11 protein-coding genes are annotated in these 14,462 nt (G+C 69.7%); 4 read left to right on the top strand and 7 right to left on the bottom strand.

Features of this window, described 5'->3' with window-relative positions:
- Window position 1 precedes the first annotated feature (1 nt).
- The 4 genes from ACFO60_RS08785 to ACFO60_RS08770 form a co-directional block, all read right to left on the bottom strand.
- On the bottom strand, window positions 2-1,504 hold the full coding sequence (locus ACFO60_RS08785; RefSeq protein ID WP_380838993.1) for a protein kinase family protein: 1,503 nt from the start codon (window positions 1,502-1,504) through the stop codon (window positions 2-4).
- Between the two features lie 181 nt (window positions 1,505-1,685).
- Window positions 1,686-3,299 carry a murein biosynthesis integral membrane protein MurJ gene (gene murJ, locus ACFO60_RS08780; protein ID WP_380838991.1) on the bottom strand — a complete coding sequence of 538 codons (1,614 nt, stop codon included), beginning with the start codon at window positions 3,297-3,299 and terminating at the stop codon, window positions 1,686-1,688.
- Entirely contained in the window at window positions 3,296-5,533 is a 2,238-nt protein-coding gene (locus ACFO60_RS08775) for a DUF6049 family protein (RefSeq protein WP_380838989.1), read from the bottom strand. The genes murJ and ACFO60_RS08775 overlap by 4 nt, the downstream gene beginning before the upstream one ends.
- 46 nt (window positions 5,534-5,579) lie before the next feature.
- Window positions 5,580-6,158, bottom strand: coding sequence for an aminoacyl-tRNA deacylase (locus ACFO60_RS08770; RefSeq protein WP_380838987.1), 579 nt, complete (start codon window positions 6,156-6,158; stop codon window positions 5,580-5,582).
- A gap of 143 nt (window positions 6,159-6,301) precedes the next feature.
- On the opposite strand from ACFO60_RS08770, the gene ACFO60_RS08765 reads away from it, so the two are divergent.
- The gene (locus tag ACFO60_RS08765) at window positions 6,302-7,747 is read left to right on the top strand and encodes a CCA tRNA nucleotidyltransferase (RefSeq protein WP_380838985.1); all 1,446 of its coding nucleotides are present in this window, start codon (window positions 6,302-6,304) and stop codon (window positions 7,745-7,747) included.
- Window positions 7,748-7,987: 240 nt separating this feature from the next.
- The gene (locus ACFO60_RS08760) at window positions 7,988-9,268 is read left to right on the top strand and encodes an adenosylmethionine--8-amino-7-oxononanoate transaminase (protein ID WP_380838983.1); all 1,281 of its coding nucleotides are present in this window, start codon (window positions 7,988-7,990) and stop codon (window positions 9,266-9,268) included.
- A gap of 61 nt (window positions 9,269-9,329) precedes the next feature.
- On the opposite strand, the gene ACFO60_RS08755 is transcribed toward ACFO60_RS08760, so the two are convergent.
- On the bottom strand, window positions 9,330-10,628 hold the full coding sequence (locus ACFO60_RS08755; protein ID WP_380838982.1) for an MFS transporter: 1,299 nt from the start codon (window positions 10,626-10,628) through the stop codon (window positions 9,330-9,332).
- 481 nt (window positions 10,629-11,109) lie between these two features.
- On the opposite strand from ACFO60_RS08755, the gene idi reads away from it, so the two are divergent.
- A complete protein-coding gene (idi, locus tag ACFO60_RS08750; protein WP_380838980.1) occupies window positions 11,110-11,709 on the top strand; it encodes an isopentenyl-diphosphate Delta-isomerase in 600 nt (199 codons plus the stop codon).
- Window positions 11,710-11,930: 221 nt separating this feature from the next.
- Here idi and ACFO60_RS08745 read toward each other — a convergent pair whose 3' ends face one another.
- Together ACFO60_RS08745 and ACFO60_RS08740 are read right to left on the bottom strand one after the other, a co-directional pair.
- Window positions 11,931-13,010: an inositol-3-phosphate synthase gene (locus tag ACFO60_RS08745; RefSeq protein WP_380838978.1), complete on the bottom strand. Its 1,080-nt coding sequence runs from the start codon at window positions 13,008-13,010 to the stop codon at window positions 11,931-11,933.
- Window positions 13,011-13,023: 13 nt separating this feature from the next.
- On the bottom strand, window positions 13,024-13,680 hold the full coding sequence (locus ACFO60_RS08740) for a PadR family transcriptional regulator (RefSeq protein WP_380838976.1): 657 nt from the start codon (window positions 13,678-13,680) through the stop codon (window positions 13,024-13,026).
- Window positions 13,681-13,703: 23 nt separating this feature from the next.
- On the opposite strand from ACFO60_RS08740, the gene ACFO60_RS08735 reads away from it, so the two are divergent.
- A complete protein-coding gene (locus ACFO60_RS08735; RefSeq protein ID WP_380838974.1) occupies window positions 13,704-14,258 on the top strand; it encodes a DUF5318 family protein in 555 nt (184 codons plus the stop codon).
- Window positions 14,259-14,462: the final 204 nt, after the last annotated feature.

Genomic DNA, 14,462 nt, shown 5'->3' with positions numbered 1-14,462 from the left:
GTTATGCCGATCCGGGAGAGTGCACCACTACGTCATAGATGGTGCCACGAAACTTCCCCTCAAAGGCCGGAAGGCGCGTAAACCAGATCAAAACGTACCGACCGCTTGTGGCCTTGTCTGGTGTGAGGGTCACCGTGCCGGAGACATTCTCCTGCTTGGCGGCCGTTTTCAGCGCACCGAGGTCCGCTGAGTCGCCGATTCGCAACTCGATGCTGGACCCCGGCGTGTCCCCCAGCGAGACCACCACATCGGCGACCGGCGTCGACTTGCCGAGCTCCACGATGAGGCCGACGCCCTTTTTAAGCCCGCCGAGCTCGGCGCTGTTGTACTTGTCGGTGTGCCACTCGGTGGACGGCTTGCCGTCGATGGCCAGGTGGGCCCACTCGGGGTGCTCGGAATGGTCGGTGCTCAGCGGGTCGAACCCGTTGGCGCTCGCCGGCCTCACCGTGGTGATCTTCGGCTGTGGCGCCTGCGCGGGGGAGGAGGTGGCGACGGCGGGAGACTGCCGCTTGCCGAGGGTCTGGCCCAAGGTCCACGCGCCGATGCCGACCGCCACGATGACCAGCACGACCACGATGGTGATCATGGCTCGGCCGGCCATGCTGCCCGACCGGCGGGGCATGCCTCCCATGGGAGGTCGCTGGTGCGCGGTGGTGTGGTTCTGGCGGGGCGGCTCGGTGTCGACCGGCGCCTCCGAGCGCAGGCTGACCGCGGGAGGCGTCGCCGACACCGGCACGGGCGCGGGCCTCGGCACCTCGGCGAGCGCCTCGGCCACCGCGGCGGGCGTCGCGAGCGCCGGCAGGCCGCGCCGCGGCTCCTGCAGCAGGGCGCGGCAGGTGATGGCGTCGAGGAAACCGGGAACACCCGCCGTGACCTGGCGCGGCGTGCAGATCTTCCCGTCGTCGAGCGGGGCCTGAGGCAGGTCGACGTCCTCGTCGCCCGGCCAGTGGCCCGTCAGCGCGGTGTACAGCAGGCGGCCGAGCCCTTGGGCGTCCTCGCGGGCGGCGTTGTCGCTCTCGATGTCGCTCAGAGAGGCGTCGACGGCCAGCCCGAGCAGCTTGACGGTGCTGCCGGCGGTCCAGATGAGGCGGTCGGGGGTGAGGCACAGGTGGGCCAGACCGGACTCGTGGGCGTGCGCGACCGCCTCGGCGGCCTCGGCCACCAGCGCGGCGGCCCGCTCGGGCGCCATGGGGCCGGAGGACACCATGTCGGTCAGGGTCTCTCCGGTGACCCACTCGCTCACCACGTACGCCTGGCCGTTCTCCTCGGCGGCGTCGAAGACCTGAGTGAGCCGGGGATCGGTCAGGCGGCTGGCCCGGCGGGCGGCGGTGACCACCTCGGAGACGCGTTCGAAGTCGGGGTCCAGCGTGAGGACGCAGACGGGCCGCGCGAGCACCTCGTCGATGGCCTTCCACAGGGTGGCGCCACCCGACTCGCTGACGCGGTCTTCCAGGCGGAACCGGTCGGCCAGACGGCCGCCGGGCTCCACGGCCGGGGCGCTCATGAGGTGATCCTCTCCCTGGTCGCGGGCGATGTCCGTGCGAATGACCCCACGCCCCTCCTGCTCATCGTCAGCCGGTGGCGCGCGATCGTGACCATGCGCCGGGCACCATCGTAGTCCGGAGCGGCCATCGTCCGTGTTGCCCTTTGAACACGGGCGAACCGGACTTCCGGGTTACCTATGACTAGCGGCCTACCCGCCCCGCCACAAGTCCAATGATCGAGCTGATCTCCGCGATGCGCATGCGATGCGAGGTGAGCAGGTAGAGGGCCCCGCCGAGCCCGCCGCCCGCCACCAGCATGATCGCCGAGCTCAGCGGCGTGACGCCGGCCAGTTCTTTGGTCGCCCACAGGGCGGCGAGCGCGATCACGGCGGCCGGGATGGCCGCGACGTACATCCGCGACAGCCCGGAGGCGACGATGCGGCCGCCGAGCCCGCCGCCCACCTTGCGGCTCGCCAGCGTCCAGGCGACCGTCCCGCCGACCACGTACGCCGCGGTGAGCGCCGCCGCGAGCCCCATGACGATGAGCTGCGGCGGCAGCGTGAGGTACAGGACGTAGCTGACGGTGGCGTTCACGGCGACGTTCCCGGCGGCGATGAACGCGGGGGTGCGGGTGTCGCCGAAGCTGTAGAACACGCGCAGCAGCAGTTGGTAGATCGAGAACGGCACCAGCGCCAGCCCGAACACCTGCAGGACGTTGCCCATGTTCACGGCGTCCTCGACCGAGGTGCTGCCGTGCCCGAAGATCAGCACCGTCACCGCCGGGCCGAGGACCATGAGCAGCAGCCCGCACGGCACGATCACGCACGCCACCAGGCGCACCCCCGAGGCGAACTCGTCGCGGATGGCTCCGTACTCGCCCTCGTGCGCGTACCGGCTCATGCGCGGCAGCATCGCGGTGATCACCGAGACGGCGATGATGCCGTAGGGCAGCTGGAAGAGCTGGAAGGCGTAGCTGTAAGAGGCGATGCCGGCGACGTGCTCGGCCCCGGCCTTGGCGGTGGCGCCGGTCGCGAGGTTCGTCGTCACGATGAAGGAGACCTGGTTGAACCCGACGAACGCGAGCGTCCACACGCCCGCCCTGCCCATCTCGCCGAGCCTGGCGTTGCGCAGGTCGAACCGCGGGACGAACCTGAACCCCACGCGGTGCACCGCGACCACCAGGACGATCGACTGGATGACGATGCCCGCCGTGGTGCCGAGCCCGAGCAGGAGCAGGTCGGAGCCGGTGACCGCGCCGATGTTCGCACCGGTGCGGCTGACCAGGTGGTACAGGAGCCCGACCCCGATGACCACGACGTTGTTCAGCACGGGCGCCCACATGGGCGCCGCGAACCGGTCGCGGGTGTTCAAGATGGCGCCGGCGATCGCGCCGACGCCGAAGAACGCGATCTGGGGCAGGATGTAGCGCGCGAGCGTGGTGGCGACCTCGGCGTCGCGCGGGGACAGGTCGGTGGTGAGCAGCCCGACCAGCAGCGGAGCGCACAGCACGCCGACGACCGCGATCGCGATCAGCGCCAGCGTGGCCACGGTCATCAGCCGCTGCTCGTAGGCGCGGCCGCCGTCGGGGTCGTGCTTCTGCGCCTTGACGATCATCGGGACGATCACGCTGCTGAGCACGCCGCCGATGAGGAGGTCGAACAGGATGAACGGGATCGTGTACGCGATGTTGTAGGCGTCGCCCAGGGCGGCGACGCCGATCGCCGAGGCGAGCACCGCCGTACGCACGAAGCCGGTCAGGCGGGACACCATGGTGCCCGCGGCCATGATCGCGCTCGCGCGCAACATCCGGCTCATGAAGGACCCTCTCGCTGCTGTGCCGGTTCGGGGACGGCGCGCGGCACGTTGCGCGCCGCGTCACGCGCTTTTACGATCTTGCGTGCGCGGCGCCGGGCGACGCGCAGCAGCACGGCGGCGAGCATCACCGCCACGGCGGCGCCCACGATGACCAGTGCGATGGCGGCGTAGCCCGTGGTGCGCACGGTGATCTCGACGGGAGCGCCGTAGCGTATGCCGCTCGCGGTGATGAGCTGCACCTTGACCGTCGTCTCGCCGCTGCCGTTGGCGGTCATCGGGATGTCGATCGGACGGGTCTTGCCCGGACTGATCGTGACGGGCGACTCGAAGGCGCCGATGGTGAGCAGCTTGGGGTCGCCCGAGGTGATGCGGACGCCGATCGTGACGTCCTGGTCGCCCAGGTCGTTGCGGATGCTGATCGGCACGATGCCGTTCTTTCCGGCGAGCGCCCGCCCCTCCCCGTTGGTGATCGAGATGTCCTCGGTGCGCGTGGTCACGGCGGTGTCGACCTGCTTGAGCAGCGGCCCGGCGGCGCCGGTGCGACCGCGCCACGCGGTCGAGGCGGCGCGGAGCAGGGCGGTGTCGAAGACCCGGCGGTGGTCCGCGGTGATGGTGGCGGTCAGCTCGGCGCGCCTGCTGAGCTGCCTCACGCCGCCGATGTAGGCCCGGTTCAGCTCGGCCTGCCGGTCTTTGTCGCTGTACAGCAGGTCGGCGCGGGGCACCGCGGTCTTGGCCGAGGGCTTGACCGAGCTCAGGGAGACGGGCTTGAGCCAGGGGGCCGAGGCCGCCGTCTTCAGCAGCGCGGTGACGAACGCGGGGTCGGGGTTCCACCGTCGTGCGGGCGCCGCCACGACCGAGCGCGACTCGGTGGGACGCTCGGCGCTGATCATCGCGGTCTCGGCGAGGAAGCGCTGGGTGGTGAGGGCGGTCACGCCCGGCGCGGAAGTGCCGGTCGTGCCGATCAGCTCGCTCAGCACCGGGTCGGCCAGCAGCGCGCGCACCGGCCGTCGCACGGTGTCCACCGTGGCGGCGGCGTCGGGCGTGTAGGTGATCGGGACGCTCGGCGGGAGGGCGGAGGCGTTCAGCAGGACGGTGCGCACGTCGCCGACGGCCAGGACGTCGAGCGCGTCGCGGTCGATGACCCCGGCCGCCGGCCAGTTGACGGCGGTGGTGACCTGCTTGCCGAGCAGCGCGGTGGCGACGGCGGCGCCCTGTTTGAGCGCGATGCCGGTGGTGGCGTCCAGACCGTGGTGGTTGACCGCCGCGATGTCGGGGTCGGCGTAGGGGACGGCGGAGACGGGGACGTCCTGCAGAGCCGTGCGCAGGCGCTGCAGCCACTGCGAGGCGGTCTGGTCGCCCGGCCGGGCCGTTCTCTTGTCGCCGGACTTGAGCGTGTACCCCTTCGCCATGGCCTGCGCGTCGTCGAGCACCGCCGGGTCGACGAACCAGTTGACCCCCTTGGTGGAGGTTTCGGCGATCTTGAGGATCTTGCCCAGACGGCCCGCGTCGGCGACAGCGTCGTGCAGGCCGTCGTCGACGAAGGTGGCGTCGTCGCCGCGATGGGGCTGGTCGACGATGGGGAGCGCCCAGGCGATCTTCGTGCGGGCGACCTGCTGGTCTCGGGGGGCGTACGGCAGGAACGTCCTCTGCGCGGCCAGCTGCCGCCCCGTCACGTCGATGATCTCGACCGTGAGGGGATAGACGCCGAAGCGGTACATGCCCAGCTCGGCCGGCGTGGTGGCGAACTCGAAGGGGACCTTCTGGGAGGCCACCAACTGGCCGACCACCAGGGACTCGCGTGAGGAGTCGAGCATCGGGCCACCAGCGGCGAACGCCTGCATCTCGGCGCGGGTGGCGAACGGCTGGCGGGAGAAGCGCAAGCGGAGCGTGAGCGAGTTGAGCGTGGTGGCGCCGGTGTTGGCGATGGCCCCGGAGATCTTCACCTCGGAGGCCGGGTCGCGCGGCGCCTGGGGCGTGATCGAGTTGATCACGATCTGCGTTTCCTGGCGCCCGGTGGCGGCGGCCCCGGCGTGGGCGGGGCGCGCCCGCGTCGAGGCCCCGGCATGGGCCGGAAGGACCTGGCCCGGAGCTCCCGCGGAGGAATGCGCTCGCGTCACCGCGACGGCCTGCGCGGCGCCCGTCCCTGCGGCACCGGCCGAGGCACCGGTGACGACCGCCGGCGTCGTGAGGGACGCGGCGGTCAGGGCGAAGATCAGGGCGGCTCCGCGGATCACGTGCCGGCCAGGGGTGGAGTTGGGCGCACGCCCAGAATGGTATGGCCTAAAGCAGAGCGGGCGGCGATTCGCAGCGTGGGGCGCCTCTCACCTGCCGCACCTCCCGGGTGCCGGGCATGCGCACCGTCCTGTGCCGCGGTGATTGCAGGTCCACCTGCTTTCCCCGCGTGAGAGACAGCAGGTCAAGGGTCCTCAGGCGCAGGGCGGTGCGCCGCTCGCCGGTCGGGGTGCACACCATCTCGTCAGGGTCGCCGGGGGCGGCCAACTGCTCGTCGATCAGGACGGTGAGTTCCTGAGGAAGCAGCAGAGGTGACACGCATGTGGCGGCGTAGTCGGTGGCCGAGTTGACCAGGAACGCGGGTGCCGGGCGCACCCGGCGGGCGCCGAGAAGCGCTCCGACGGCTCCCGGGCGAGGGGGCGAGGCGACCGTGGTGACCACGGCCACGGGCTCGCGCTGGTTGCGGGTCGTGACCTCGAAGACCGTCACTCGAATGCAGGAGGACGGCTCGGCGTGGAGAATGGCCGGGAGGTCGTCGGCGCATGTCAAGGCGCGGGGAAGCCGTACGATCTCATGGTGGATCTGGTGGGACAGGAGCCAGCGATGGATCGCGAGGGCATCTTTCATCTCTCGTGCTCCTTGTCTTGTCCGGGTGCCCCCGACGGATCTACGACCGACCGTAACCTGGTGATCGCTCGGGGTGTGTCCCGGGCGGGTCACACCAGGGCTAGCTCAGAGATTTGCTTCCGTAACCGAAGGACCTACCCAGCTTGTCCGTCTCAAATCTGAGCGTTAGTCAGCAGAGGGCAGTGACCGACCTATTCCGGCGCATTGCTCCGGTCGTCGACGAGCTCGGCGAACTGTTCGCCGCGCAGCGGCACGAGCTCGCCGTGGTCGGCGGCTCGGTTCGCGACGTCCTGCTCGGCCGCATCGGCAACGACCTTGACCTGACCACCGACGCGCGCCCGGAGCGGGTGCTGGAAATCGTCAGAGACTGGGCCGACTCCATCTGGACCATCGGCATCGACTTCGGAACGGTCGGCGTGCGCAAGGGCAACTGGGTCCTTGAGATCACCACCTACCGCAGCGAGTCCTACGACCCCAAGTCCCGCAAGCCCGAGGTCGTCTACGGCGAGACCCTCGAAGCCGATCTCGAGCGGCGGGACTTCGCGGTCAACGCCATGGCCGTGCGGCTGCCCGGGCACGAGTTCGTCGACCCGTACGGCGGCCTGTCCGACCTCGCCGCCAAGGCGCTGCGCACGCCCGGCACGCCCGAGCGGTCCTTCGACGACGACCCGCTCCGGATGCTGAGGGCGGCGCGCTTCGCCTCCCAGCTCGGTTTCACCGTCGACCCCGCGGTCGTCGCGGCCATGACGTCGATGGCAGACCGCATCGAGATCGTGTCCGCCGAGCGCATCCGCGACGAGCTGGACAAGCTGATCTGCGGCGCCGGCCCCCGCGAGGGCCTCGGCCTCCTGACCGACACCGGCCTGGCCGCCCACGTGCTGCCCGAGCTGCCCAAGCTGCGGCTCGAGATCGACGAGCACCACCGCCACAAGGACGTCTACGAGCACACCCTCATCGTGCTCGAGCAGGCCATCGCGCTGGAGGCCGCCGGGCCCGACCGCGTGCTCCGGTGGGCGGCGCTGCTGCACGACATCGGCAAGCCCAAGACGCGCCGGTACGAGGAGGCCGGCCGGGTCTCCTTCCACCACCACGAGGTGGTGGGCGCCCAGATGGCCAAGAAGCGCCTCGGCGAGCTGCGTTTCCCCAAGGACGTCGTCGCCGACGTCGCCCGGCTGGTCGAGCTGCACCTGCGCTTCCACGGCTACGGCACCGGCGAGTGGACCGACTCCGCCGTGCGCCGGTACGTCCGCGACGGCGGCCACCTGCTGGAGCGGCTGCACAAGCTCACCCGCGCCGACTGCACGACCCGCAACAAGCGCAAGGCCCAGGCCCTGTCACGCACCTACGACGACCTCGAGCAGCGCATCGCCCGCCTCGCCGACGAGGAAGAGCTGGCGAAGATGCGGCCCGAGCTGGACGGCAACGAGATCCAGCAGGTTCTGGGCGTCGGACCGGGCCCTGTGGTGGGCAAGGCGTACAAGTACCTGCTGGACATGCGTCTCGACCAGGGCATCGTCGGCAAGGACGCCGCCAAGGAGGCCCTGCTGAACTGGGGTCGCGAACAGGGTCTCGTCCCGGGCTCCGGCTGACCGGAGGCCAGGTCGCGACGGGCGGCCTGGCGCGGCGCCTCCGGTCGGCAACGTCGTGGACGGCGGCTCCGCCCCCGGCGACGCCTCGGCGGAAGCCCGGGCCCAAGCAGGCTGGTCATCCACAGGTTGCCGGGTTTTCCGGGGCATTCATCCCCAGCTTGTGTGATATGTCCGGGGTCGGTCGTCCACAGGCGCGGCGTGCGCCCGGGCGGAGACGGCACGCCTGATTAAGGTGGCCGCATGAACGCCGAGAACCTGCGAGCCCTCGACCGGAGACACCTGTGGCACCCCTATGCCGCCGCATCTCCCTCCGTCACCGCCCATCCTGTGACCAGGGCCAAGGGCGTGCGGCTGACGCTCGACGACGGCCGTGAGCTGATCGACGGCATGTCCTCTTGGTGGGCGGCGATCCATGGCTATGGTCACCCCCGTCTGGACGCCGCCGTCCGCGACCAGCTCGGCGACATGGCGCACGTCATGTTCGGCGGCCTCACCCACGAGCCGGCCGTCCGCCTCGCGCGGCGGCTGGCCGAGATGACCGGCCTGCCGAAGGTCTTCTTCGCCGACTCCGGCTCGGTGGCCGTCGAGGTCGCCATCAAGATGGCATTCCAGTGCACCGGCAAGAGCCGCCTGCTCACCGTGAAGGGCGGCTACCACGGCGACACCTTCGGGGCGATGTCCGTCTGCGATCCGGTGAACGGCATGCACCACCTGTTCACCGGTGTCCTGCCCGTCCATGTCTTCGCCGACCGCCCACCGGGCGACTACGGCCTGCGCCCCGGCACGTCCCGAGATTCCGCCGAAGCCGTCCCCGACGAGGGCTATCTGCGCCATCTCGAAGCGATGGTCGAGCGGCACGCCGGCGAGCTGGCGGCGATCATCGTCGAACCCGTGGTGCAGGGGGCGGGCGGCATGCGCTTCTACCACCCTGCCTACTTGAGGCGGCTGCGCGAGCTGGCCGATGAGCACGGCCTGCTGCTCATCGCCGACGAGATCGCCACGGGGCTCGGGCGTACGGGCGAGCTGTTCGGCTGCGATCACGCGGGCGTCCGGCCCGACATCATGTGCGTGGGCAAGGCGCTGACGGGTGGCTACCTCACCATGGCCGCGGCGCTGTGCACCGACGAGGTCGCCGAGCGCATCGGTGTGCTGATGCACGGCCCGACCTTCATGGCCAATCCGCTGGCCGCGGCGGTCGCCGACGCCTCTCTGTCCCTGCTGCTCGAGCGGCCCTGGCGCGATGAGGTCAAGTGCATCGAGGCGGGCCTCGGCGAAGGGCTGGCCTCGGCCGCGGGAGCCCCAGGGGTGCGCGACGTCCGGGTCCTCGGGGCGATCGGCGTCATAGAGACCGTCGATCCGGTGGAGGTGGAGAAGGTCCAAGGCATCGTGATGGAGCACGGCGTCTGGCTGCGCCCCTTCGGGCGCCTGATCTACACCATGCCGCCCTACTGCGCCGGTCCTGGCGACCTCGCCGCCATCACCGAGGCGATGAACGCGGCCGTGGCCGCACTGCGCTCCTGACCGCGCCGCACGCCACCGCGTCGGTGGGCGTCCGCCTGCGGGCGCCGGTCGGGGGTGTGGGTCAGCGGGTGGCTTCTTGGGGGGTGGGGCGGGTGGTGACTCCGACGACGAGGCGGTAGACCACGGCGCTCACGACATAACCGATGGAGGCGATCAGCAGCACCGGGTAGGACTTGCCGTTGGCCGGGAGCAGCGACGCGGCGGCCACGGCGGCCAGCACGAGCATGCCGTTGAAGAGCATGTCGTAGATGGAGAACACCCGGCCGAGGTAGGCGTCCTCGACGTCGCGCTGGACGATCGTGTCGGCGCAGATCTTCACGCTCTGCCCGGTCACGCCCAGGACGAAGCCGGCGGCGAGGAAGCCGATCTGCTGGAACGGCAGGCAGAGCGCCAGCAGCAGCACCCCTCCCGTCGCCAGCATGATGGGGATCCACGCCTCGGGGCGGAACCGCTCGGTCGCCCACGGGGTGATGAGCGCGGCCACGAAGAAGCCGACGCCGGAGGTCGCCAGCACGCCGGTGATCTCGTTCAGGCCCGCCTCGACGTTGGAGGTGAAGTAGAAGCGGTAGAGCATCACCGTCATGACGATGACCAGGCCGTACATGAACCGATGAGCGGCCATGCTGCCCAGCGCGGCCGCCGGGGCCCGCTTGTGAAGCATGTGGCGTGCCCCGTCGACAAGCCCGGTGAGCACGTGACGAACGGCCTGGCGGGTCTGCGGGCGGTTCGGGTCGAACGACGGGCCGAGCAGGTCCCTCTGCATGGTGGAGGCGATGAGGGCGCTCAGCCCGAACACCACTCCCGAGACGACCAGCAACCCCGCGGTGCCGGCGTGCTCGGGGCCGAAGGCCAGGCGCAGCAGGTAGCCCGCGCCGGCGCCGACGAACGTGGCGACCGTGCCGGAGGTCGGGGTGACGGCGTTGGCCAGCAGCAGTCGCTCACCCTCGACCACGTGCGGCAGCGAGGCGCTCAGGGCCGACAGGAAGAAGCGGTTGACGCCCAGCACCGCCAGGGCGGCGGCGTAGAAGCACCAGTCGGGGGCGTTCAGCGCCACCAGCAGCGCGGCGGCCACCAGCAGCGCCCCGCGCACGACCGGTGCGATGACCAAGATCTGCCGCCGTGACCAGCGGTCGATGAACACCCCGGCGAAGGGCCCGAGGATGGAGTACGGCAGGAGGAGCACCGCGAACGCGACGGCGGCCTCGGCCGCGCTCGTCTGCTTCTCCGGCGTGAAGAAGGCGTAACCCGCCACGGCGAACTGGAACACGCCGTCGGAGAACTGCGAGACCAGGCGGGTCGCGAACAGACGCCTGAAGTCCCGGCCTCGAAGGACCGCACGGAGGTCGGAGACGAATGGCACGCGGGTCAGCCTACTGTCCATGTGCGGGGCGCCACATCGGGAACAACCCTGATTCACCCCCAACAGATGATGAACTCCCCCATTTCGCCCACCTGTCACGAGCGCAGCCCGGCCCTCGGGCCGCGGCCACCGTCGTTCCCGGAACGCCCAAGCTCCCCCTCATCTACCGGGACACCGCATGAGAACTGTGTCGGCCACCGTCGTTCCCGGAACGTCCGAGGGTTCCGTCGCGTCGCCGAGACGGTCGCGCATACGGAAAGGGTGCTTGTTCTCCGCCTGGTCCGGTGGTCCGGTGCTCGCTCGTGCCGGAGCGGCACCATCGTTTTTGGAGCGGTTCGTCCTCCGAGTTCGCTCAAGGTAGATGGTTGGTCCACCGAGAAGGACATTTCCTCATCCAGGGATGACCCTTCTCTGGCCGGTTCGCCGTGCCAGCACTTCAGTGCAACCCATCTACCCGACATGATCACGTACCCTCGGTCACGTGACTCAGGACGAACATGTCGTGCTCGTGAACGCGCGAGGCGAGGCGATCGGCACCGCCGCCAAGACGGTCGTGCACGGCGCCGACACCCCGCTGCATCTGGCGTTCTCGTGCTATGTGTTCGACGGCGAGGGAAGGGTCCTGCTCACCCGGCGCGCCTCGCACAAGCGCACCTGGCCGGGGGTGTGGACCAACAGCTGTTGCGGGCACCCGCTGCCGGGGGAGCCGCCGGTCGAGGCGGTGGGGCGCAGGCTCGCCCACGAGCTCGGCCTGACGGCCGACGACGTCGAGCTGATGCTTCCAGGCTTCACCTACCGCGCGGTGATGGCAGACGGCACGGTGGAGCACGAGATGTGCCCGGTCTACCGGGCCGTCGTCTCCGCCGCCCCGGTTCCGAACCCGGAGGAGGTCGGTGACGTCCGCTGGATGCCGTGGAAGGAGTTCACCGACGACGTCATGTGCGGGCTGCTGGCGATCTCCCCGTGGTGCGCGGAACAGGTGCCGTTGCTCACGGCGCTCGGCGCCGACCCCTATACCTGGCCCTCCGCCGACCACGCGGACCTTCCGCCCGCCGCTCGCTTGCCCGCTCCGGGCGTCTGAAGGGCGTCAGCGCCCCGGCCCCTCGCGCACAGGGATGACATGAGGAAGCGCCCATGGTTTCACGTGGAACCATGGGCGCTTTCCTTTCGAGCCGAGGCGGCGTGCCGGTGGCGTCGCACACCGTCCGATCTGTCCGGGGCGCCTGAACCTCCAGGTCGCCGAAGCCGCGCCTGGCGTACCGGCCTTCGCGACAGCCGAAACGGCGGCGGCCGGAGCCGCCGTCAGCGATCGACCTCGCCGCGGATGAACTTCTCGACGGCGTCACGCGCGTCGTCGTCGGAGTACTGCTCCGGCGGCGACTTCATGAAGTACGACGAGGCCGACAGGATCGGGCCGCCGATGCCGCGGTCCATGGCGATCTTGGCGGCGCGCACGGCGTCGATGATGACGCCGGCGGAGTTCGGGGAGTCCCAGACCTCCAGTTTGTACTCGAGGTTCAGCGGCGTGTCACCGAAGGACCTGCCCTCCAGGCGGACGTACGCCCACTTGCGGTCGTCCAGCCACGGCACGTGGTCGGACGGGCCGATGTGGACGTCCGCCTTGGCCATCTCGTGCGGGATCTGCGAGGTGACCGACTGCGTCTTGGAGATCTTCTTGGACTGGAGGCGCTTGCGCTCCAGCATGTTCATGAAGTCCATGTTGCCGCCGAAGTTGAGCTGGTAGGTGCGCAGCAGCTCGACCCCGCGGTCTTCGAAGAGCTTGGCCATGACGCGGTGGGTGATGGTGGCGCCGACCTGGGACTTGATGTCGTCCCCGACGATGGGGATGCCGGCGTCGGTGAACTTCTGCGCCCAGACCGGGTCGGAGGCGATGAAGACGGGAAGCGCGTTGACGAAGGCGACGCCCGCGTCGATGGCGCACTGGGCGTAGAAGCGGTCGGCGTCCTCCGACCCCACGGGGAGGTAGGAGACCAGGACGTCCGCCCTGGCGGCCTTGAGCACGGCGACCACGTCGACCGGCTCTTCGTCGGACTCCTCGATCATCTCGCGGTAGAACTCGCCGAGACCGTCATATGTCGGGCCGCGCTGCACGGTGACGCCCGTCGGCGGCACATCGCAGATCTTGATCGTGTTGTTCTCCGAGGCGACGATCGCCTCGGACAGGTCGCGTCCGACCTTCTTGGCGTCGACGTCGAACGCGGCCACGAACTCCACGTCACCGACGTGGTAGTCGCCGAACTGGACGTGCATGAGGCCGGGCACCCGGACGGCCGGATCGGCGTCCTTGTAATAGTGCACGCCCTGGACCAGCGCAGCGGCGCAGTTGCCGACACCGACGATGGCTACGCGCACAGAACCCATGGCACTCGCTCCTTTACTCGTTCGTCTTATCAGGAACGGGCTCGGCGTCCTGCGCCTGTGCCCTGTCCGTTCTTGCCCGGACGGCTTGCGCTCGTTCGGTATCGATCAGCTCGTTCAACCAGCGCACCTCACGCTCGACCGACTCCAAGCCATGGCGCTGTAACTCCAGCGTGTAGCTGTCGAGACGCTCTCGCGTGCGGGCGAGAGCGGTGCGCACCCCGTCGAGCCGCTCTTCCAGCCGGCTTCTGCGGCCTTCGAGGATGCGCAGCCGGACCTCGGCCTCCGTGTGGCGGAAGAAGGCGAAGTGAACGCCGAAGCTCTCGTCCTCCCAGGAGGAGGGCCCCGCTTGCGTCAGCAGTTCGTGGAGCCGCTCTTTGCCCTCGGCCGTCAGCTTGTACACGATCTTCGACCGGCGGCCGGTGAGCGGCAGGGCGCTGTCGATCGCGGTCTGAGACCCGGTGGCAGCGGTGTTGTCTTCGGGCGACTCTTCTGCGATCAACCCGTTCGCGAGCAGTTGCCTAAGGCACGGGTAGAGCGAGCCGTAGGAGAACGCGCGGAACATGCCGAGCAGGGTATTGAGCCGTTTGCGCAGCTCATAGCCGTGCAGAGGCGTCTCGTGCAGCGAGCCGAGCACGGCCAGTTCCAGGACTCCGCCTTTGCCGACCGCCACTGGAACCGCCCCCTCTCGCAAGGATGTGTCTCGTCGATGTATCGAGCCGATACATCCAGAGGATACGTCGCGTCGGCATACTGCGCAATGAAGAAATCAGTCAAGCGGTTGGGCGGAATAGACGAAAAAGTCGTAGTCTGACGCTCATGTGGTCACAGCGAGGGGTCGTGAACTATGGCCTCGCGAAGCGAGCGACGCTCCAGTCGCTCCGCTCCGGCCGCACGGCCAGGCGCGATGTGTGCGATGCGCATCCCTACCTCTTGCGTGCCGCTCGCTACCACGGGGAGCCGACGCAGCGCGTCTGCCCCATCTGCGAGCACCGGAACGTGACTCATGTCACATACGTGTACGGCGATGCGCTAGGTCGCAGCGCAGGACGCGTAAAAGCCACGTCAGACCTTGTTCAGATGGCCCACGAATACGAGGAATTCCGGGTCTACGTTGTCGAGGTCTGCCAAGGTTGTTCATGGAATCACCTGACGGTTTCCTTCGTCCTGGGCAACGGCGGGCCACCGGGCAACTCAGGCACCATGCGACAGAACGGCTCCGACTCAGGCGGGCACCCCGAAGAGACGTAGCCATGTGCAGTTGAGTTCCGCCGGGAGGCATGCTCTCCGCCTGCCGCAGACAGACGTCGAAGACCCTCCAGATCGCCAGATGACCCAACGAGGACGCGTGAGTTACAGCAGCTATGGCCCCGAGCCGACCGGCCGCCCCGGCCCGACCGAGGGCACCGGTGGATCAGCTCGTCCCGGGCGGCGCCGTCGCTCTCCCCAAGGGGA

It is taken from the genome of Sphaerisporangium dianthi, from assembly GCF_042654065.1.
In the GTDB taxonomy this organism is placed as follows: Bacteria; Actinomycetota; Actinomycetes; order Streptosporangiales; family Streptosporangiaceae; genus Sphaerisporangium; species Sphaerisporangium dianthi.
The sequence above is the reverse complement of the archived record's forward strand: the minus strand, read 5'-3'. Positions and strand labels throughout refer to the sequence as shown.